The following is a 19435-nucleotide window of genomic DNA, read 5'->3' on the forward strand; positions in this document are numbered from 1 at the left end:
TGGAAGTCTCGCGTTGCCATTTGCATATCCCCTTGGGCACGGCGAGCGGACATTTCCTTCGGTGCGGTGACAGGCCGCTTCGGGCGGGCACGCACCATCCACGAAACTCCGCGACGAATCGAAAAAAAGCCCGGCCAGGCCGGGCTTCAAATCGACCGCGCACGCATCGCTGCATCGCGCGGTCCCTGCAAAAACAGTGCGCCTACGCCGCGAGCAGCGAGCGCAGCACGAACGGCAGGATGCCGCCATGCTTGTAGTAGTCGACTTCGATCGGCGTATCGATGCGCAGCAGCACCGGCACGCGCTTCGTTTCGCCGTTCTTGCGATGGATCACGAGCGTGACGTCCTGCTGCGGCTTGAAGTCGTCGCCGAGGCCTTCGATGTCGTACGTCTCGTCGCCGGTGATGCCGAGCGACTGGATGCTGTCCGAGCCCTTGAACTGCAGCGGCAGCACGCCCATGCCGACCAGGTTCGAACGGTGGATCCGCTCGAAGCTGCGTGCGATCACGGCCTTCACGCCGAGCAGTTGCGTGCCCTTGGCCGCCCAGTCGCGCGACGAGCCCGTGCCGTACTCTTCGCCCGCGAACACGACGGTCGGCGTGTCGGCGTCGATGTACTTCATCGCCGCGTCGTAGATCGACAGTTGTTCGCCGCTCGGCTGGTGGATCGTCAGGCCGCCTTCGACGCGCGTGCCGTCCGCCTTCGCCGGGATCATCAGGTTCTTGATCCGCACGTTCGCGAACGTGCCGCGCATCATCACGTCATGGTTGCCGCGGCGCGAGCCGTAGCTGTTGAAGTCGGCCTTCTGCACGCCGTTCTCCTTCAGCCACTTGCCTGCCGGAGAATCCTCCTTGATCGAGCCCGCCGGGCTGATGTGGTCGGTCGTCACCGAATCGCCGAAGATGCCGAGCGCGCGCGCGCCCTTGACCGTCGCGATCGACGCGGCCGGCTCCATCGCGAAATCGCTGCCGAAGAACGGCGGCTCGGCGATGTACGTCGACTTCGGCCAGTCGTAGACCTGGCCCGATTCGCCCTCGATCTTGCTCCAGAGGTCGCCCTTCTTGGTCAGGTGCGAGTAGTTCTTCTCGAACTTCTCCGGGTCCAGCGCGAACTTGAGCAGCGACTGGACTTCTTCGCTCGACGGCCAGATGTCGCCGAGGTAGATGTCGCGGCCGCCCTTGCCCTGGCCGACCGGCTCGGTCATCAGGTCCTTCGTGATGTTGCCGGCGATCGCGTACGCGACGACGAGCGGCGGCGAAGCGAGGAAGTTCGCGCGGATGTTCGGGTGGATGCGCGCCTCGAAGTTGCGGTTGCCCGACAGCACGGCCGCCGCGACGATGTCGTTCTTCGTGATCGCTTCGTTCAGTTCCGGCGTGAGGTCGCCCGCATTGCCGATGCAGGTCGTGCAGCCATACGCGGCCACTTCGAAGCCGAGCTTCGCGAGGTACGGCAGGAGGCCCGTCTTCGTCAGGTACTCGGTGACGATGCGCGATCCGGGGGCCAACGAAGTTTTGATGTGCGGCGCGACGGTGAGGCCCGCTTCGACGGCCTTCTTCGCGACCAGGCCGGCGGCCAGCAGCACGCTCGGGTTCGACGTGTTCGTGCACGACGTGATCGCGGCGATCAGCACGTCGCCGTTCTTCACGGTGATGCCGTCGCTCGTCTTGTACTCGGCCGTCAGATCGTCGGCCTTCTTCGCGAAGCCGTTTTCCGCGACGGGCTTCGAGAACAGATCGGTGAACGTCGACTTCACGTTGCCGATCTCGATGCGGTCCTGCGGGCGCTTCGGGCCTGCGAGCGACGGCGCGACCGTCGCGAGATCGAGCGTCAGCGTCTTCGTGTAGTCGATTTCGCCGGCCTTCGGGATGCCGAACAGTTCCTGCGCCTTGAAGTAGTTCTCGAACGCGGCGATTTCCGCCTTCGTGCGGCCCGTGCCCTTGAAGTAGTCGATCGTCTTTTCGTCGACCGGGAAGAAGCCCATCGTCGCGCCGTATTCCGGCGCCATGTTCGCGATCGTCGCGCGGTCCGGCAGCGCGAGCGTCTTCGTGCCTTCGCCGAAAAATTCGACGAACTTGCCGACGACCTTTTCCTTGCGCAGCATTTCGGTGATCGTCAGCACGAGGTCGGTGGCCGTCACGCCTTCGCGCAGCTTGCCCTTCAACTCGACGCCGACGACGTCCGGCGTGAGGAAGTACACCGGCTGGCCGAGCATGCCGGCTTCCGCCTCGATGCCGCCCACGCCCCAGCCGACCACGCCGATGCCGTTGATCATCGTCGTGTGGCTGTCGGTGCCGACGAGCGTGTCGGGGTAGTAGACCGTGTCGCCGTCGTCCTTCTTCTTGTGGACGCCGCGCGCGAGGTACTCGAGGTTCACCTGGTGGACGATGCCGACGCCCGGCGGCACGACCTTGAACGTGTCGAACGCCTGCATGCCCCACTTCATGAACTGGTAGCGCTCGTTGTTGCGCTGGAACTCCAGCTTCATGTTCAGGTCGAGCGCGTCCTTCTGGCGGAAGTAGTCGATCTGCACCGAGTGGTCGACGACGAGATCGACCGGCACGAGCGGCTCGATCTTCTTCGGGTTCTTGCCCGCGCGCTTCGCGACGCCGCGCATGGCCGCGATGTCGGCGAGCAGCGGCACGCCCGTGAAGTCCTGCAGCACGACGCGCGACACGACGAACGGGATCTCGTCGACGCGCTTCGCATTCGGCTTCCAGTTCGCGAGCTGCTCGATGTGCTCTTCGGTGATCTTCTTGCCGTCGTAATTGCGCAGCACGGACTCGAGCACGATGCGGATCGACACGGGCAGGCGCTCGATCTTCGTCTTCAGTTCCTTGCCGAGCTTCGGCAGCGAGTAGAACTTGCCTTTGCCGGAACCGCTGTCGAATTCCTTGAGTGTTTTGTGGAGATTGTGGGCCATGGTGATTTCCTGGGTTTAAGGCTAGGAAAGAACTCTGTATTTGACGGCTAGATCACATACAGATCGACGTATTCATCGACCGGCATCGCCTCGAGCTTTGCCTGGTCCAGCGACACGTCGAGAATCGCTTGTTGCTGCTTCGCCGGGAAGCGGCGCGCGAGATTCGTCCTGAACTTGTCGATCAGGAGCGCCATCCCTTCGGCGCGCCGCCGCATGTGGCCGATCGGGTATTCGACCGCCACCTCGGCGAGCGTCGATCCGTCGTCGAACTCGATCGTGAGCGCATTCGCGATCGAGCGCTTCGCCGGATCGTGATAATCCTTCGTGAACTGCGGGTCCTCGACGCACGCGATCTTCGCGCGCAGCGCGTCGATCCGCGGATCGGCGGCCACCGTGTCCTCGTAGTCGGCGGCCGCGAGGCGGCCGAACAGGAGCGGCACGGCGATCATGTACTGGATGCAGTGATCGCGGTCGGCCGGGTTCGCGAGCGGGCCTTGCTTGTCGATGATGCGGATCGCCGCCGCGTGCGTGCGCACCGTGATGCGGCGGATCTCGTCGGCGGTGCGCCCGGCAGCCGCGAGTTGCGCATGCAGCGCCATCGCGGCCTCGACGGCCGTCTGCGCATGGAACTCGGCCGGATACGAGATCTTGAACAGCACGTTCTCCATCACGTACGTGCCATACGGGCGCTGGAAGCGGAACGGCCTGCCGCCGAACGATACGTCGTAGAAGCCCCAGGTCTTCGCAGTCAGCGCGGACGGATAGCCCATCTCGCCCGTCTTCGCGATCAGCGCGAGACGCACCGCGCGCGAGGTCGCGTCGCCCGCCGCCCACGACTTGCGCGAGCCGGTGTTCGGCGCGTGGCGATAGGTGCGCAGCGCCTGGCCGTCGACGAACGCAAGCGACAGCGCGTTGATCAGCTCGTCGCGCGTGAGGCCGAGCAGGCGGCCGACGGCCGCGGTCGACGCGACCTTCACGAGCAGCACATGGTCGAGGCCGACTGCATTGAACGAATTCTCGAGCGCGAGGCAGCCCTGGATCTCGTGCGCCTGGATCATCGCGACGAGCACGTCCTTCATCGCGAGCGGCCGCTTGCCGGCCGCGACGGCGGTGCGCGACAGCCAGTCGGCCGTCGCGAGGATGCCGCCCAGGTTGTCGGACGGATGGCCCCATTCGGCCGCGAGCCAGGTGTCGTTGAAGTCGAGCCAGCGGACCGCCGCGCCGATGTCGAACGCGGCCTGCACCGGATCGAGCTGGAACGACGTGCCGGGCACCTTCGCGCCGTGCGGCACGATCGTGCCCGGCACGATCGGCCCCAGCAGCTTGGTGCAGGCGGGATACGCCAGCGCCTCGAGCCCGCACCCGAGCGTATCGATCAGGCAGTGGCGCGCGGTTTCGAGCGCGAGCGCACTGTCGATGCGATGGTTCAGCACGTAGTCGGCGATATCGACCAGCACTGAATCCGGCGCTGGCCGGACGTTCGGGATCGGGGCGGACATGGACATCCAGGCTCCTGTCGACCGGAGTCGGCGCTTCAGCGCTTGCTCCGGTCCGATGCAAGATGGTTGCTGTCGGGATCGACGTCAGTTCGACGGCTTCAGCTCGTTCGACTGGGTCGGCGCGACCGCGTTGCCGGCCGCCATTTCGGGCGTCTGGCACTCGTCGGCGAGGCGGCTGTCGTCCTTGTCGCTGAAGAGCATGCCCTTCGTCGGGATCACGACGAGCTTCATGCCGCTCGCCGGGTCATAGAACACGTCCGCGCCCGTCGTCGTCTGCTGGCGAGGCAGCTTGTAGTTCTTGTTGGCCCAGTGGACCGTGACGATCTGGTCGCGCTTCATGTCGCCGGCCAGATCGTACGACAGGCCGTCCTTGCACGCCCACTTGACCGCGCCTTCCGGCACCGGATCGGTCTTCGCGGCGGCGCGCGCCTGCGCCTTCTTGCTGCGCGGGATCAGGTGGCGCTTCGGCGCGGGGCGCTTCGGCGTGGCCTTCTTCGCGGTGGCCGACGAATCCTGCGCGAACGCGCTCGGCGCCGCGGCCAGCATCGTGGCGGACAGAGCGCCGATGGCGGTAGCGATCAGCAGTTTCTTCATGGAATCAGAACCTTACGTTTAATCGGTTAACAAGGGCGGACGCACAGCTCGTCCACCGGGTGGGGTTGGAACTGCACGCGCCCCGGAAGCGCGCAGCGGCCGCTATTTTCACCTATTTGGCGTGTCGCATTCAGTTTTTGCGCCCCGTGCACTGTTCATTTTTCGCGTGGCTCCGCCGCCCGCTCGTCGGCATCGCGAAAGAGCGGCGCCGACTCGGCCGGCAGCGGCTGGCCGGTCGCGCGCGCGCGGCGCAGCACCGACCAGTAGTAGCGGTAGCTCGCGCGGTCGTGCAGCGCGTCGTCATGCCGCGTCGGGCCCCAGTCGGCCGCCTGCGCGGCGAGCAGGATGCGGCTCGCGCGCGCGATGTCGTCCGCGCGCGGCGCGAACGCGGCGACGATCTCGCGGATCTGCGCCGGATGGATGCTCCACATCCGCGTGTAGCCGAATTCCTCGCGGGCGCGGCGCGCGTCGTTCGCGACGACGCGCATGTCGCGCACCTCGGTCGTCACGTTGTGCGACGGCGTCTTGCCGTGCGCGTGGCACGCGGCGGCGATCTCGAGCTTCGCGCGGCGCACGAGCGGGTGATCGAACTGGCCGGGCGAGCGCATCGCGTCGTCCGGAATCGCGCCGTGATGCGCGGACACGAAATCCATCAGGCCAAAGCTCAGCGTCGCGACGCTCGGCAGCGCGGCGATCCGCGCGGCGTCGGCGAGCGCGCCGTGCGTCTCGATCAGCACGTCGACGGGAATCGGCTGCGCGATGCCGAGCTCGATGCGGGACGCCTCGATGAACGCGCACATCTCGGCCGCGTCGGCCGCGCCGCCGGCCTTCGGCAGCGTCAGATAGGCGGGTGGGCGCGCCGCGCGCAGGATGATGCGCACGTCGTCGCGCCAGTGAGGGTGGGAAATGTCGTGGAGGCGGGCGCCGACGCGCCCGAAGCGGTTCGTCTCGCCGCCGACGAGCGCCGCGACGAGCGCCGCGTGCCCGGCTTCGCGGCCGACGGCCGCGCCGTCCTCGCAGTCGAGCGTGATGTCGAACACGGGCCCGAGCTCGGCCTGCAGCGCGAGCGATTTGAGCATCAGCTTCTCGCTGCCCGCGTAATGATCGCAGCACGGCAGGATCGCGGGCGGCGCAACGCCTTCGTACAGCACTTCTGCGGGTGTGAGCGAGGACATCTGTTCTTCTGCGTCGGTTCAGGGGCTGGGCCAGCGTGAAAATCGGATTCGGGCGGGCTCTGCGAGGCGCCGGGGTGCGGCGCCTGGGGCAAAGCCCGCGCGAATCGGATATCGACTCGATTCGCGCGGCCGGCGCGGCCGGGCGCGACGCCCGGGCGCCGGCTCGGCCGGGCCTCCGCGGCGCGGCGGGCCCGGCCAGGCGCATTACTTCAGCAGGTGGGCGACGCCGTCGCGCTCTTCGAGCAGCTCGGCGAGCGTGCCGTCCATCTTCTCGCGCGAGAACGCGTCGATCTCGAGGCCTTCGACGCGCTTGTACTCGCCGTTTTCGCAGACGACCGGCACGCCGTAGATGATGTCCTCGGGGATGCCGTACGAGCCGTCCGACGGGATGCCCATCGTGACCCACTTGCCGTTCGTGCCGAGCACCCAGTCACGCACGTGGTCGATCGCCGCGTTGGCCGCCGACGCCGCCGACGACAGGCCGCGCGCCTCGATGATCGCCGCGCCGCGCTTGCCGACGGTCGGGATGAACGTGTTGCGGTTCCATTCGTCGTCGTTGATGAGCTTCAGCAGCGATTCGCCTTCGGCGCTCGCGAAGCGGAAGTCGGGGTACATCGTCGGCGAGTGGTTGCCCCACACGGCGAGCTTCTCGATCGACGCGACCGGCTTGCCCGCCTTGGCGGCGAGCTGCGACAGCGCGCGGTTGTGGTCGAGGCGCAGCATGGCCGTGAAGTTCTTCTTCGGCAGATCCGGTGCCGACTTCATCGCGATGTACGCGTTCGTGTTGGCCGGGTTGCCGACCACCAGCACCTTCACGTCGCGGCTCGCGACTTCGTTCAGCGCCGCGCCCTGGACCGTGAAGATCTCGGCGTTCGCCGACAGCAGGTCCTTGCGCTCCATGCCCTTCGAGCGCGGACGCGCGCCCACCAGCAGCGCGACGTCGGCGTCCTTGAACGCGACCTTCGGGTCGTCGGTGATCACGACGCCCGCGAGCAGCGGGAACGCGCAATCGTCCAGCTCCATCACGACGCCTTTGACGGCGGCTTGGGCTTGCGGGAGGTCGAGCAGTTGCAGGATGACCGGCTGATCCTTGCCGAGCAGGTCGCCGTTCGCGATGCGGAACAGCAGCGAGTAAGCGATCTGACCTGCGGCGCCGGTGACGGCAACGCGCTTTGCGGGCTTAGCCATTGAAAATCTCCAGGACATTGAGCGTGGGACGCTAGGGAAAACGCCATTCTATGCGCGTTACGCGAAGCGTTGCTTTAAAGCAGGGCGGAGGACTCGCGGCATGCTGCGCGACGACGCCTGAAGATAGGCAGAGGCACGTGGCCCGGGACGCGCAGCAGCCCCGCGAACCCTTGCTCGACCCGGAGTTTAGGAGTCGGGGCGGGTAAAGTCAAACGGTATCTTATGTCTTATATAAGACAGATGTTTTCGAGGGAAAAATCTGGACGAAAAAGCGCGATTCGTGATGAAATGCGCGCCATGACTTCCAATCAGGCGAGCGCACCCAATCCGAACGGCCAGGCCGGCTCCACGCAGCCCGGCGGCGAGGCCGCGGCCGCGCCATCGCCCACTTTCAGCCCGCTCTACCGGCAGATCAAGGCGCTCATCACGCAGAGCCTCGAGGCGGGCGAGTGGAAGCCCGGCGAGATCATCCCGAGCGAAGTCGAGCTCGCCGGCCGGTACAAGGTGAGCCAGGGCACGGTGCGCAAGGCGATCGACGAACTCGCGGCCGACAACCTGCTCGTGCGCCGCCAGGGCAAGGGCACGTTCGTCGCGACCCACAGCGAGGAGCGCGCGCAATTCCGGTTCCTGCGCCTGCTCGCCGACGACGGCGCCGAGCATCCGCACGTGAGCCGCCTGCTCGAATGCCGGCGGATGCGCGCCCCCGCCGAGATCGCGCGCCAGCTCGACCTGAAGCCCGCCGATCCCGTCGTCCAGGTGCGGCGCGTGCTCGAGTTCGACGGTGCCGACACGGTGCTCGACGAAATCTGGCTGCCGGGCGCGATGTTCCGCGGGCTCACGTTCGAGCGCCTGAGCGAATACAAGGGGCCGCTCTACGCGATGTTCGAGAGCGAGTTCGGCACGCGGATGATTCGCGCGAGCGAGAAGATTCGCGCGATCGCGGCCGAGCCCGCCGTCGCGGACGCGCTCCGCGTGCCGCCCGGTTTCCCGCTCCTGTCGGTCGAGCGCGTGTCGTACACGTATGGCGATCGTCCCGTCGAAGTGCGGCGCGGATGGTATGTCACAACCGGGTACTACTATCAGAACGATTTGAGCTGAAATTCGGATTCAAGGTAAGGCTTAGCCTGAACCAAGGTAAGGCGAAACGACAGGTAATTGCGCACCCCATGCGCATAGCACGTTTCGCGGCGCGTTTATACCGTGAATTGCAACGCTCCAGAGCAGAGCTTTCGCTGCAGCGCGAAATAAAAAGGCGCTAAAATCACGGATTAGTGTGACAACATAGTAGGGGTCTAGCATGTCTGAAACAGTAAGAAAACCGAGGCCGGAGTACCGGAACATCGGGTTCGGCGACATCACGCTCAAGTACCGCATGCCGCTCGCGGCCCGGGTTTCGATCCTGCACCGGGTCAGCGGCGCTCTGCTGTTCCTGTTCCTTCCTTTCCTGCTGTACCTCTTCGATCAGAGTCTCACGTCCGAACTCAGCTTCGAAGTCTTCAAGGCCTTCCTCTCCAGCATCATCGTCAAGCTGATCGTCCTCGCGCTGTCGTGGGCGTTCCTGTTCCACTTCTGCGCCGGCATCCGCCATCTGATGATGGACATGAACCACGACGCGGTGTCGAAGGAACGCGGCCAGAAGACGTCGGTCGTCGTGTTCGCGGTGTCGACCCTTCTCACGATCGCCGTCGCGCTCAAACTGTTCGGAGCATTCTAAGAAAATGGCAGCGAATAACCGTATCGGCTCGAAGCGCCTCGTCGTCGGCGCCCACTATGGTCTGCGCGACTGGCTCGCGCAGCGCGTCACCGCCGCCGTGATGGCGATCTACACCGTCATTCTGCTCGTCTGGTTCTTCACCGCGCGCGATTTCTCGTACGAGGGCTGGGCGTCGATCTTCGCGACGCAATGGATGAAGCTCGCGACCTTCGTCACGCTGCTTTCGCTCTTCTATCACGCCTGGGTCGGCGTGCGCGACATCTGGATGGACTACATCAAGCCCGTCGGTGTGCGCCTGCTGCTGCAATCGCTGACGATCGTCTGGCTGCTCGCGTGCGCGGGCTACGCTGCGCAGATTCTCTGGAGAGTTTAAAAGAATGGCTGCAATCAAAACTTCCCTGCCGCGTCGCAAGTTCGACGTGGTGATCGTCGGCGCGGGCGGCTCGGGGATGCGCGCGTCGCTGCAACTGTCGCGCGCGGGCCTCTCCGTCTGCGTGCTGTCGAAGGTGTTCCCGACCCGTTCGCACACGGTCGCCGCGCAAGGCGGGATCGGCGCGTCGCTCGGCAACATGAGCGAAGACAACTGGCACTATCACTTCTACGACACGATCAAGGGCTCCGACTGGCTCGGCGACCAGGACGCGATCGAGTTCATGTGCCGCGAAGCGCCGAACGTCGTATACGAGCTCGAGCACTTCGGCATGCCGTTCGACCGCAACGCGGACGGCACGATCTACCAGCGCCCGTTCGGCGGCCACACGGCCAACTACGGCGAGAAGCCCGTCCAGCGCGCGTGCGCGGCGGCCGACCGCACCGGCCACGCGCTGCTGCACACGCTGTACCAGCAGAACGTCGAGGCGAAGACGCAGTTCTTCGTCGAATGGATGGCGCTCGACCTGATCCGCGACGCGGACGGCGACGTGCTCGGCGTGACGGCCCTCGAAATGGAAACGGGCGACGTCTACATCCTCGAAGGCAAGACGACCCTGTTCGCCACGGGCGGCGCGGGCCGGATCTTCGCGGCGTCGACCAACGCGTTCATCAACACGGGCGACGGCCTCGGCATGGCGGCCCGCTCGGGCATCGCGCTGCAGGACATGGAATTCTGGCAATTCCACCCGACGGGCGTCGCGGGCGCGGGCGTGCTGATCACCGAAGGCGTGCGCGGCGAAGGCGGCATCCTGCGCAACGCGAACGGCGAGCGCTTCATGGAGCGCTACGCGCCGACGCTGAAGGATCTCGCGCCGCGCGATTTCGTGTCGCGCTCGATGGACCAGGAAATCAAGGAAGGCCGCGGCGTGGGTCCGAACAAGGACCACGTGCTGCTCGACCTGTCGCACATCGGCGCCGAGACGATCATGAAGCGTCTGCCGTCGATCCGCGAAATCGCGCTGAAGTTCGCGAACGTCGACTGCATCAAGGAACCGATTCCGGTCGTGCCGACGATCCATTACCAGATGGGCGGCATCCCGACCAACATCCACGGCCAGGTGGTCGGCACGTCGCGCGACCACAAGGAGCCGGTCAACGGCTTCTACGCGGTGGGCGAATGCTCGTGCGTGTCCGTGCACGGCGCGAACCGCCTCGGCACGAACTCGCTGCTCGACCTCGTCGTGTTCGGCCGCGCGGCCGGCAACCACATCGTCGAGCACGTGAAGAACCAGAAGGAGCACAAGCCGCTGCCGGCCGACGTCGCCGAATTCTCGCTGTCGCGCCTCGCGAAGCTCGAGAAGTCGACGTCGGGCGAGTACACGCAGGACATCGCGAACGACATCCGCTCGACGATGCAGAAGCACGCCGGCGTGTTCCGCACGTCCGCGCTGCTCAAGGAAGGCGTCGAGCAGATGGCGGGCCTGAAGGAGCGCGTCGCCAACGTCCACCTGAAGGACAAGTCGAAGGTGTTCAACACCGCGCGCGTCGAAGCGCTCGAGCTCGCGAACCTGATCGAGGTCGCGCGCGCGACGATGGTGTCGGCGGAGGCGCGCAAGGAAAGCCGCGGCGCGCACGCGCACAGTGACTACGAGCACCGCGACGACGAGAACTGGCTGCGTCACACGCTCTGGTACAGCGAAGGCGATCGCCTCGACTACAAGCCCGTCCAAATGAAGCCGCTGACGGTCGAGTCCGTGCCGCCGAAGGCGCGTACGTTCTAAGCCAGCGCAAAGGAATCTGAAATGGCAAAACGCATTTTCGAAATCTACCGCTACGATCCGGACAAGGACGCCGCGCCGCGCATGCAGACGTACGAGCTGGAGCTCCAGCACGAGCGCATGCTGCTCGACGCGCTCGTCAAGCTGAAGTCGGTCGACGAGACGCTGTCGTTCCGCCGCTCGTGCCGCGAAGGCGTGTGCGGCTCGGACGCGATGAACATCAACGGCAAGAACGGCCTCGCGTGCCTGACGAACCTGAACGACCTGCCGCAGAAGATCGTGCTGCGTCCGCTGCCGGGCCTGCCCGTCGTGCGCGACCTGATCTGCGACTTCACGCAGTTCTTCAACCAGTACCACTCGATCCGCCCGTACCTGATCAACGATGAGCCGCCGCCCGAGAAGGAGCGCCTGCAGTCGCCGGAAGAGCGCGACGAGCTCGACGGCCTCTACGAGTGCATTCTGTGCGCGAGCTGCTCGACGTCGTGCCCGAGCTTCTGGTGGAATCCGGACAAGTTCGTCGGCCCGGCGGGCCTCTTGCAGGCGTATCGCTTCATCGCGGACAGCCGCGATCGCGCGACGGGCGAGCGCCTCGACAACCTCGACGATCCGTACCGTCTGTTCCGCTGCCATACGATCATGAACTGCGTCGACGTGTGCCCGAAGGGCCTGAACCCGACCAAGGCGATCGGCAAGATCAAGGAATTGATGGTTCGTCGCGCGGTCTGACATGAGCGAATCGTCGCATCAATCCGACCCGCATCGCCGCGCGCGGCTTCGCTGGCGCGCGCGGCGCGGTCTGCTGGAGAACGATCTGATTTTCGAGCGTTTCTTCGCCAGACACGAGCACGACCTCAGCGACGCAGACGTGAGCGCACTGTCGCGCTTGCTGGATCTAAGCGACAACGACCTGATGGACTTGCTGCTCGCGCGCAAGGAACCAGAAGGCGACCTTGCCAGCCCGGACATGTCCAGGCTGCTGGAGATGCTGCGCAGCGTTTGAGAGCGTTGTGCCCGTTATCGAATCCGTTTCTATTTTCGATTGAGGATGTGTCATGACCCCGTCTGATGTTAAAGCCACGCTATCGTTCAGCGATAACTCGCCGAGCGTAGAACTGCCGATCTACAAGGGTACGATGGGCCCCGACGTGATCGATATCCGCAAGCTGTATGGCCAGACCGGCAAGTTCACTTACGACCCGGGTTTCATGTCGACGGCAGCTTGCAATTCGGCGATCACGTACATCGACGGCGACAAGGGCGAACTGCTGTACCGCGGCTACCCGATCGACAATCTCGCTCAAAACGCGGACTTCCTCGAATCCTGCTATCTGCTGCTGAAGGGCGAGCTGCCGAACGCGGCGCAGAAGAAGGAGTTCGTCGCCACCGTCACGAAGCACACGATGGTGCACGAGCAGATGCAGTTCTTCTTCCGCGGCTTTCGCCGTGACGCGCACCCGATGGCGATTCTCGTCGCCGCGGTCGGCGCGCTGTCCGCGTTCTACCACGACTCGCTCGACATCAACGATCCGCGTCACCGCGAAGTGTCGGCGATCCGCATGATCGCGAAGCTGCCGACGCTCGTCGCGATGGCATACAAGTACAGCATCGGCCAGCCGTTCGTGTATCCGCGCAACGATCTGTCGTACAGCGCGAACTTCATGCGCATGATGTTCGCGAACCCGTGCGAGGAATACCAGGTCAACGACGTGCTCGTCCGCGCGCTCGACCGCATCCTGATCCTGCACGCCGATCACGAGCAGAACGCGTCGACGTCGACGGTCCGTCTCGCCGGCTCGTCCGGTGCGAACCCGTTCGCGTGCATCGCGGCCGGCATCGCGTGTCTGTGGGGCCCGGCGCACGGCGGTGCGAACGAAGCCGCGCTGAACATGCTCGAGCAGATCGGCACGCCGGAAAACATTCCCGAGTTCATCAAGCAGGTGAAGGACAAGAACTCGGGCGTGAAGCTGATGGGCTTCGGCCACCGCGTGTACAAGAACTACGATCCGCGCGCGAAGCTGATGCGCGAAACGTGCTACGAAGTGCTCAACGAGCTGGGCCTGCACGACGATCCGCTGTTCAAGCTCGCGATGCAGCTCGAGAAGATCGCGCTCGAAGACGAATACTTCGTGTCGCGCAAGCTGTATCCGAACGTCGATTTCTACTCGGGCATCGTCCAGCGCGCGCTCGGCATCCCGACGTCGATGTTCACGTGCATCTTCGCGATGGCGCGCACGGTCGGCTGGATCGCGCAGTGGAACGAGATGATCGCCGATCCCGAGCAGAAGATCGGCCGTCCGCGGCAGCTCTTCATCGGCGAAACGCCGCGCACGGCGAAGCCGATCGATCAGCGCTGATCGACGGCGCGCGTCGCGTGCGGGCGGGTTGCCGCGCGCAATGTGCGCAACGTGCAATGAAACACCCCGACGGGTCGCCCGTCGGGGTGTTTCTTTTTCAGCGGCCGGTTTTGCCGGTGCGCGGCGGGCCGTGGTCGAGCGAAGGCGGGCGCGCGTCGATGCTGGCTGCATTCGCCGGCGCGTCATCGGGCGCGCGGCCGTGCTCGGCGAGGAGTCGACGGTACGCGCGCGGCGTCATCCGGCGCGCGGCGAGGAACTGACGATTGAAATTCGCGAGGTTCCCGTAGCCGGAGCGCGTCGCGACGAGCGACACGGGCCAGTCGGTCGACGCGAGCAGCCGCGCCGCGTGCGCGAGCCGCAGCCGCTGCAGGTAGCGCCCGATGCTCTCGCCGACGTGTTGCGCGAAGCGCCGCTGCAGCGAGCGCTCGGACAGGTGCGCGAGCGTCGCGAGCTCGGCGACGCGCAGCGGCTCGTGAAAGCGGCGGTCGAGCAGATCGAGCACGCGATCGAGCCGCTCGGCCTCGGGCGCGAGCGCTGCGCCCGAGGCCGCGCGGTAGGCGGCGGCCGTCGCGAGCGGCGCCGCGGGCGCGTCGGCGAGGAACGCGAGCACGTCGAGCGCGGCCGCGAGCCGCACGCGCGGCGCACGATCGACGAGCGCGGGCAGCCGCGCGCGCATGTCGGCGGCGGCGTTTGGCGCGAACGCGAGCCCGGGCGCGGCCCGGCGCAGCAGCGTGCGCAGGCCGGCGAATTCCGGGCAGCAGTCGGCGACGCGTTGCGCCCAGTCGCCGTCGAACCACAGGACGAGCGCGACGAGCGGCTCGTCAGGATCGAGGCGCTCGTCCGACGCCCACGTATGCGGCAGGTTCGGCGGCACGAGCACGAGATCATCGCCCGCGTAATCGGCGACGTGATCGCCGACGAAGCGCTTGCCGCGGCTATTGAGCGTGAGCGTCAGCTCATATTCCGGGTGGTGGTGCCATTCGAACGGAATTCGCGCGAGCCGGCGCCGATAGACGCGCACCGAGCAGCCGTCGGGAATCGCGACTCGCTCGTAGCGCGGCTTCATGTCCGCCTCCGTTCGCTCGCGCGCGGCGCGCGCGTGGCATCATCGTCGGGTTTCGACGACACAGGAGGCACGCAAATGTTTTCACATGTCTGCATGGGCGTAACCGACGTGGAACGCGCTTTCGCGTTCTACGCGCCGTTGATGGAAGCGTTGCAGCTCGACCTCAAGTTTCGCGATCCGCACGGCTGGACGGGCTGGAAGCCGGCCGATGCGGCGCGGCCGCTGTTCCTGATCGGCCGGCCGTTCGATGGCGCGCCGCACGCGCCCGGCAACGGCCAGATGACCGCGTTCCTCGCGGCGAACCGCGCAACCGTCGATCGCGTGTACGCGCTCGCGCTGCGGGCGGGCGGCACGAGCGAAGGCGCGCCGGGCTTGCGGCTGCATTACCACCCGAACTACTACGGCGCGTATTTTCGCGATCCTGACGGCAACAAGCTGTGCGTATGCTGCCACGAGCCGGCGTAGCTGTGCGCGTCGCCGCGCTGAGGCGGGTGCGCGCGCCGGCGTTCGGACAGCCCCGTCGACGATCGCCCTGGATTCGGGGCGAGCGGGCAGGCTGTCGGTCCCGGCCGGACGCTTGGCGTCATCGTATCGATAGTTGGCGGGATGGCATCGCTTCGGACGGTTCGGGCGATCTACGCTGAATGCCCGCGTTGCATTGCGCGGCGCCCATTCAGATCAGATCCAGAAGACATCCGATGCCGTTACATATCGACGACCTGCCGGCGGCGATCCGCACGACGAAAGCCACGCTGCGCGCCGCATTGCCGAACCGCACGCAGGTGTTTCGCGAGCTGGAAGGCGAGATTGCGCGGCAGGCCGACGCGATCCTCACCGATCGCGCCCAGGGCCGCGATACCGTCCCCGTGCTGCATTTCGCCGACGTTGCCGCGAACCGTGTCGATCCGGCGTCGCTCGCCGCGCTCAAGACGCGCGGCGCGTGCGTGATCCGCGGCGTGTTCGACGCGCGGCAGGCGAGCGACTGGAACGACGAGATCGCCGTGTACGTCGAGTCGAACCGGCTCGACGACAAGCTCGCGCATCGCGCCGAGGACCGCTATTTCGGCGCGCTCGCGTCGAGCAAGCCGCAGATCTACGGCGTCTACTGGTCGAAGCCGCAGATCGCCGTGCGCCAGTCGCCCGCGCTCACGCAGGCGCGCGTGTTCTTGAACCGACTGTGGCGCGCGCAAGGCGAAGGGCGGGCGCACTTCGATCCGGCGCGTGTGCCGGCCTATGCAGACCGCATCCGCCGGCGGCCGCCGGGTTCGTCGTCGCTCGGCCTGTCGCCGCACGTCGACGGCGGCTCCGTCGAGCGCTGGCTCGGGCCGAACTTCCGGCGCGTCTACCGGCACGTGCTCGCGGGCGACTGGCGTGCGTACGACCCGTTCGACGCGGCGTTCCGGCCGGACGTCGAGGAGATTCCGTCGCCCGCCGTCTGCTCGATGTTCCGCACGTTCCAGGGCTGGACCGCGCTTACGCCGCAAGGGCCGGGCGACGGCACGCTGCAACTGATTCCGGTCGCGAACGCGATGGCCTACATCGTGCTGCGCGCGCTGCAGGACGACGTGCCCGACGACGACCTGTGCGGCGCGCAGCCGGGGCGCGCGCTGTCGGTGCTGCCGGCGTGGCATGCGCCGCTGCTCGCGGCGCTCGTGCCGATTCCGCCGATGGAGCCGGGCGATGCGGTGTTCTGGCATGGCGACGTCGTGCATGCGGTCGAGGATGCGCATCGCGGAACCGGTTACAGCAACGTGATGTACATCGCGTCGGCGCCGGGCTGCGTGAAGAACGACGCCTATCTGAAGCGGCAATTGCCGAGCTTCCTGCGCGGCGAGAGCCCGCCGGATTTTCCGGCCGATCACTTCGAGACGGATTTCGCCGGGCGTGCACGGGCGGACGATCTGACCGCGCTGGGGCGGGAGCAGATGGGGTTGGGTGCGTGAAGCGCGGGCGCCGTCGGCGGGCTGCGCGATCCGTGCCTGCGCTCGCTCGCCGAAGCGCATCGAGACGCCGCACGCGCCGAATTCGCGTCGTCACAGCTCCCAGGGCGGCGTGCGCGGCGCGTCCTGCTTGCCGTACCGCGCGATCGCATCGCGCACGACCGCGCGCGCGACGACCCCATCGTCGGCGAGCGCATGCAGCGCCGCGATCGCGATCGATGCGCGATCGACCTCGAAGAACGCGCGCAGCGCCTGGCGCGTGTCGCTGCGGCCGAAGCCGTCGGTGCCGAGCGTCACGTAGCGGCGCGGCACGTACGCGCGAATCAGCTCGGGCAGCGCGCGCGCGTAGTCGGTTGCGGCGATCACGGGCCCTTGCGTCGCGGCAAGCGCCGACGCGACGTAGGACGCCGGCGCGCGCCCGCCCGCTCCGTCGGCATCGTCGGCGCCGAACAGGCGCTGCGCGCGCTCGGCCGCGATGCCGTCGCGCTGCAGCTCGGTGAAGCTCGTCACGCTCCAGACGGCCGCATCGATCCGCCAGTCGTCGCGCAGCAGGCGCGCGGCCGCCTGCACTTCGCCGAGAATCGCGCCCGAGCCGAGCAACTGCACGCGCGCGCCGGGCAGCGCGGCCGCATCGAGCGGATACATGCCCTTCAGGATGCCGTCGCGCGCCGCGTCGAGCCGGTCCGCGGGCAGCGGCGGCTGCGCGTAGTTCTCGTTCGTGACGGTCAGGTAGTAGAGCGTGTCGCGCTGCCGCTCGACCATCTCGCGCATCCCTTCGTCGACGATCACCGCGACCTCGTACGCGAACGCCGGGTCCCACGCGCGGCAGTTCGGCACCGTCGACGCCGCGAGATGGCTCGTGCCGTCCTGGTGCTGGAGCCCTTCGCCGCCGAGCGTCGTCTTGCCCGACGTCGCGCCGATCAGGAAGCCGCGCGCGCGCTGGTCGGCCGCGGCCCAGATCAGATCGCCGATCCGCTGGAAGCCGAACATCGAGTAGTAGATGTAGAACGGCAGCATCGGCAGGTCGTGCACGCTGTACGACGTCGCCGCCGCGATCCACGACGACATCGCGCCCGCTTCCGAGATCCCTTCCTCGAGGATCTGCCCGCGCGTGTCCTCGCGATAGTAGAGCATCGAGCCGAGGTCTTCGGGCTCGTAGCGCTGGCCGAGCGGCGAATAGATGCCGACTTGCCGGAACAGGTTCGCCATCCCGAACGTGCGCGCCTCGTCGGCGACGACGGGCACGATGCGCGGCCCGAGCGTCGCGTCCTTCAGCAGGCCGCCGAGCATCCGCACGATCGCCATCGTCGTCGACATCTCGCGGCCGCCGTCGAGCGCGAATTGCCCCCAGGAAGGCAGCGACGGCACGGTCAATGCCGTCGTCGCCGCGGTCCGCCTTCTGGGCAGACAGCCTCCCAGGGCAGCCCGGCGCGCATGCAGGTATCGCATCTCCGGGCTGTCTTCCGCGGGCTTGCAGAAACGCAGTTGCGCGACGTCTTCGTCCGTGAGCGGCAGCCGGAAACGGTCGCGGAACGCGAGCAGGTGCTCGACGTCGAGCTTCTTCTGCTGATGGGTCGTCATCCGGCCCTGGCCGGTCGCGCCCATGCCGAAGCCCTTCATCGTCTTCGCGAGAATCACCGTCGGCCGGCCCTCGTGCCGGACGGCGCGGTCATACGCGGCGTACAGCTTGCGCGCGTCGTGGCCGCCGCGGCGCAGCCGGTCGATATCCTCGTCGCGCAGATGCGCGACGAGCGCCGCGAGCGCGTCGTCCTGGCCGAAGAAGCGCGCGCGGTTGTACGCGCCGTCGTTCGCCGAAAACGTCTGGAACTGGCCGTCGACCGTCTGCGCGAACGCGCGCGCGAGCGCGCCCGTCGCGTCGCGCGCGAAGAGGGCATCCCAGTCCGAGCCCCACAGCACCTTGATCACGTTCCAGCCGGCGCCCGCGAACTGCGATTCGAGCTCGTCGACGATGCGGCCGTTGCCGCGCACCGGGCCGTCGAGGCGCTGCAGGTTGCAGTTGATCACGAACACGAGATTGTCGAGCCCCTCGCGCGCGGCGAGCGACAGCGCGCCGATCGATTCGGGCTCGTCCATCTCGCCGTCGCCGAAGAAGCCCCACACCTTGCGGCCGTCGGTGCGCAGCAGGCCGCGGTTCTGCAGGTAGCGCATGAAGCGCGCCTGGTAGATCGCGTTGATCGGCCCGATGCCCATCGAGCCCGTCGGGAACTGCCAGAAATCGGGCATCAGCCACGGGTGCGGGTACGAGCAGAGGCCCGGCCCGGCGATCTCGCGCCGGTAGTGCTCGAGCTGCGCGTCGCTCAGGAAGCCTTCGAGGTACGCGCGCGCGTAGACGCCCGGCGACGAATGCGGCTGGAAATAGACGAGATCGCCGCCCGACGCGTCGCCCGCTGCGCGGAAGAAGTGGTTGAAGCCGACCTCGAACAGATCGGCGGCCGACGCGTAGCTCGCGATGTGGCCGCCGAGCTCGCCATACGCGCGGTTCGCGCGGACCACCATCGCGAGCGCGTTCCAGCGCAGCACCGCCGCGAGGCGCTCCTCGAGCTGCGGGTCGCCCGGATACGGCGGCTCTTCGTCGACGGGGATCGTGTTCACGTACGGCGTCGCGCTCGCGTGCGGCGGCGCGAGCCGGCGGCGCGCCGCGTGCTCGGCGAGCCGCGCGAGCAGATACTGCGCGCGCTCCGCGCCCGCGTGCGCGACGACGCCGTCGAGCGCGTCCAGCCATTCGGCGGTTTCCTGCGGATCGGTGTCGTCGTGGCGGCGCGCGGTCGCGAGGACCGGGCGGATTCCGTTCGATAAATCGTTCATGCGCGGCTC

16 protein-coding genes are annotated in these 19435 nt (G+C 67.0%); 9 read left to right on the forward strand and 7 right to left on the reverse strand.

The genetic code is table 11. The features are described from left to right. Nucleotides 1–202 precede the first annotated feature (202 nt). The 5 genes from acnA to WT16_RS26300 all read right to left on the reverse strand — a co-directional run bounded on the left by acnA (nucleotide 203) and on the right by WT16_RS26300 (nucleotide 7376). Nucleotides 203–2920 (reverse strand): aconitate hydratase AcnA, encoded by a 2718-nt coding sequence (acnA, locus tag WT16_RS26280; RefSeq protein ID WP_006028599.1) that lies wholly within the window; start codon nucleotides 2918–2920, stop codon nucleotides 203–205. A 47-nt stretch (nucleotides 2921–2967) separates the two neighbouring features. Continuing rightward, nucleotides 2968–4419, reverse strand: coding sequence for a bifunctional 2-methylcitrate dehydratase/aconitate hydratase (locus WT16_RS26285; protein ID WP_015603447.1), 1452 nt, complete (start codon nucleotides 4417–4419; stop codon nucleotides 2968–2970). Between the two features lie 84 nt (nucleotides 4420–4503). Beyond that, complete coding sequence (locus WT16_RS26290; RefSeq protein ID WP_006028601.1) at nucleotides 4504–5013, reverse strand: hypothetical protein; 510 nt, start codon at nucleotides 5011–5013, stop codon at nucleotides 4504–4506. Nucleotides 5014–5168: 155 nt separating this feature from the next. Next, nucleotides 5169–6188, reverse strand: a complete 1020-nt coding sequence (locus WT16_RS26295; protein WP_063534571.1) for an aldolase/citrate lyase family protein — start codon at nucleotides 6186–6188, stop codon at nucleotides 5169–5171. A gap of 204 nt (nucleotides 6189–6392) precedes the next feature. Further along, nucleotides 6393–7376 (reverse strand): malate dehydrogenase, encoded by a 984-nt coding sequence (locus WT16_RS26300; RefSeq protein WP_006028603.1) that lies wholly within the window; start codon nucleotides 7374–7376, stop codon nucleotides 6393–6395. Nucleotides 7377–7673: 297 nt separating this feature from the next. Between WT16_RS26300 and WT16_RS26305 the strand changes: the two genes are divergently transcribed. The 7 genes from WT16_RS26305 (at nucleotide 7674) to gltA (ending at nucleotide 13594) form a co-directional block, all read left to right on the forward strand. Next, nucleotides 7674–8474, forward strand: a complete 801-nt coding sequence (locus WT16_RS26305; protein WP_015602596.1) for a GntR family transcriptional regulator — start codon at nucleotides 7674–7676, stop codon at nucleotides 8472–8474. 199 nt (nucleotides 8475–8673) lie between these two features. After that, complete coding sequence (sdhC, locus tag WT16_RS26310; RefSeq protein ID WP_015602926.1) at nucleotides 8674–9090, forward strand: succinate dehydrogenase, cytochrome b556 subunit; 417 nt, start codon at nucleotides 8674–8676, stop codon at nucleotides 9088–9090. A gap of 4 nt (nucleotides 9091–9094) precedes the next feature. Beyond that, on the forward strand, nucleotides 9095–9463 hold the full coding sequence (sdhD, locus tag WT16_RS26315; RefSeq protein WP_006028606.1) for a succinate dehydrogenase, hydrophobic membrane anchor protein: 369 nt from the start codon (nucleotides 9095–9097) through the stop codon (nucleotides 9461–9463). A gap of 4 nt (nucleotides 9464–9467) precedes the next feature. After that, the gene (gene sdhA, locus WT16_RS26320) at nucleotides 9468–11243 is read left to right on the forward strand and encodes a succinate dehydrogenase flavoprotein subunit (RefSeq protein WP_009915682.1); all 1776 of its coding nucleotides are present in this window, start codon (nucleotides 9468–9470) and stop codon (nucleotides 11241–11243) included. 21 nt (nucleotides 11244–11264) lie between these two features. Next, nucleotides 11265–11966 (forward strand): succinate dehydrogenase iron-sulfur subunit, encoded by a 702-nt coding sequence (locus WT16_RS26325; RefSeq protein ID WP_006028608.1) that lies wholly within the window; start codon nucleotides 11265–11267, stop codon nucleotides 11964–11966. Nucleotide 11967: 1 nt separating this feature from the next. Further along, on the forward strand, nucleotides 11968–12240 hold the full coding sequence (locus tag WT16_RS26330) for a succinate dehydrogenase assembly factor 2 (RefSeq protein WP_006028609.1): 273 nt from the start codon (nucleotides 11968–11970) through the stop codon (nucleotides 12238–12240). A 52-nt stretch (nucleotides 12241–12292) separates the two neighbouring features. Next, on the forward strand, nucleotides 12293–13594 hold the full coding sequence (gene gltA, locus WT16_RS26335; protein WP_009915680.1) for a citrate synthase: 1302 nt from the start codon (nucleotides 12293–12295) through the stop codon (nucleotides 13592–13594). Nucleotides 13595–13691: 97 nt separating this feature from the next. Here gltA and WT16_RS26340 read toward each other — a convergent pair whose 3' ends face one another. Then, nucleotides 13692–14660, reverse strand: coding sequence for an AraC family transcriptional regulator (locus WT16_RS26340; RefSeq protein WP_006028611.1), 969 nt, complete (start codon nucleotides 14658–14660; stop codon nucleotides 13692–13694). Nucleotides 14661–14735: 75 nt separating this feature from the next. Here WT16_RS26340 and WT16_RS26345 point away from each other — a divergent pair, with 75 nt between their 5' ends. Both WT16_RS26345 and WT16_RS26350 read left to right on the forward strand, forming a co-directional pair. Beyond that, entirely contained in the window at nucleotides 14736–15125 is a 390-nt protein-coding gene (locus WT16_RS26345; RefSeq protein ID WP_015602997.1) for a VOC family protein, read from the forward strand. 233 nt (nucleotides 15126–15358) lie between these two features. After that, nucleotides 15359–16603, forward strand: a complete 1245-nt coding sequence (locus WT16_RS26350) for a DUF1479 domain-containing protein (RefSeq protein ID WP_063534572.1) — start codon at nucleotides 15359–15361, stop codon at nucleotides 16601–16603. A 90-nt stretch (nucleotides 16604–16693) separates the two neighbouring features. Here WT16_RS26350 and mdeB read toward each other — a convergent pair whose 3' ends face one another. After that, a complete protein-coding gene (mdeB, locus tag WT16_RS26355; protein ID WP_063534573.1) occupies nucleotides 16694–19426 on the reverse strand; it encodes an alpha-ketoglutarate dehydrogenase in 2733 nt (910 codons plus the stop codon). Nucleotides 19427–19435: the final 9 nt, after the last annotated feature.

The organism is Burkholderia sp. MSMB1589WGS (genome assembly GCF_001636105.1).
Lineage (GTDB): Bacteria > Pseudomonadota > Gammaproteobacteria > Burkholderiales > Burkholderiaceae > Burkholderia > Burkholderia humptydooensis.

Bases quoted from the DNA above. Each gene is read 5' to 3' on its own strand.
- WT16_RS26350 (WP_063534572.1), top strand. From the start codon at position 15,359: ATGCCGTTACATATCGACGACCTGCCGGCGGCGATCCGCACGACGAAA.
- sdhC (WP_015602926.1), top strand. From the start codon at position 8,674: ATGTCTGAAACAGTAAGAAAACCGAGGCCGGAGTACCGGAACATCGGG.
- WT16_RS26330 (WP_006028609.1), top strand. From the start codon at position 11,968: ATGAGCGAATCGTCGCATCAATCCGACCCGCATCGCCGCGCGCGGCTT.
- gltA (WP_009915680.1), top strand. From the start codon at position 12,293: ATGACCCCGTCTGATGTTAAAGCCACGCTATCGTTCAGCGATAACTCG.
- WT16_RS26295 (WP_063534571.1), bottom strand. From the start codon at position 6,188: ATGTCCTCGCTCACACCCGCAGAAGTGCTGTACGAAGGCGTTGCGCCG.
- sdhA (WP_009915682.1), top strand. From the start codon at position 9,468: ATGGCTGCAATCAAAACTTCCCTGCCGCGTCGCAAGTTCGACGTGGTG.
- WT16_RS26340 (WP_006028611.1), bottom strand. From the start codon at position 14,660: ATGAAGCCGCGCTACGAGCGAGTCGCGATTCCCGACGGCTGCTCGGTG.
- acnA (WP_006028599.1), bottom strand. From the start codon at position 2,920: ATGGCCCACAATCTCCACAAAACACTCAAGGAATTCGACAGCGGTTCC.
- mdeB (WP_063534573.1), bottom strand. From the start codon at position 19,426: ATGAACGATTTATCGAACGGAATCCGCCCGGTCCTCGCGACCGCGCGC.
- WT16_RS26305 (WP_015602596.1), top strand. From the start codon at position 7,674: ATGACTTCCAATCAGGCGAGCGCACCCAATCCGAACGGCCAGGCCGGC.
- WT16_RS26290 (WP_006028601.1), bottom strand. From the start codon at position 5,013: ATGAAGAAACTGCTGATCGCTACCGCCATCGGCGCTCTGTCCGCCACG.
- WT16_RS26325 (WP_006028608.1), top strand. From the start codon at position 11,265: ATGGCAAAACGCATTTTCGAAATCTACCGCTACGATCCGGACAAGGAC.
- WT16_RS26285 (WP_015603447.1), bottom strand. From the start codon at position 4,419: ATGTCCGCCCCGATCCCGAACGTCCGGCCAGCGCCGGATTCAGTGCTG.
- WT16_RS26345 (WP_015602997.1), top strand. From the start codon at position 14,736: ATGTTTTCACATGTCTGCATGGGCGTAACCGACGTGGAACGCGCTTTC.
- WT16_RS26300 (WP_006028603.1), bottom strand. From the start codon at position 7,376: ATGGCTAAGCCCGCAAAGCGCGTTGCCGTCACCGGCGCCGCAGGTCAG.
- sdhD (WP_006028606.1), top strand. From the start codon at position 9,095: ATGGCAGCGAATAACCGTATCGGCTCGAAGCGCCTCGTCGTCGGCGCC.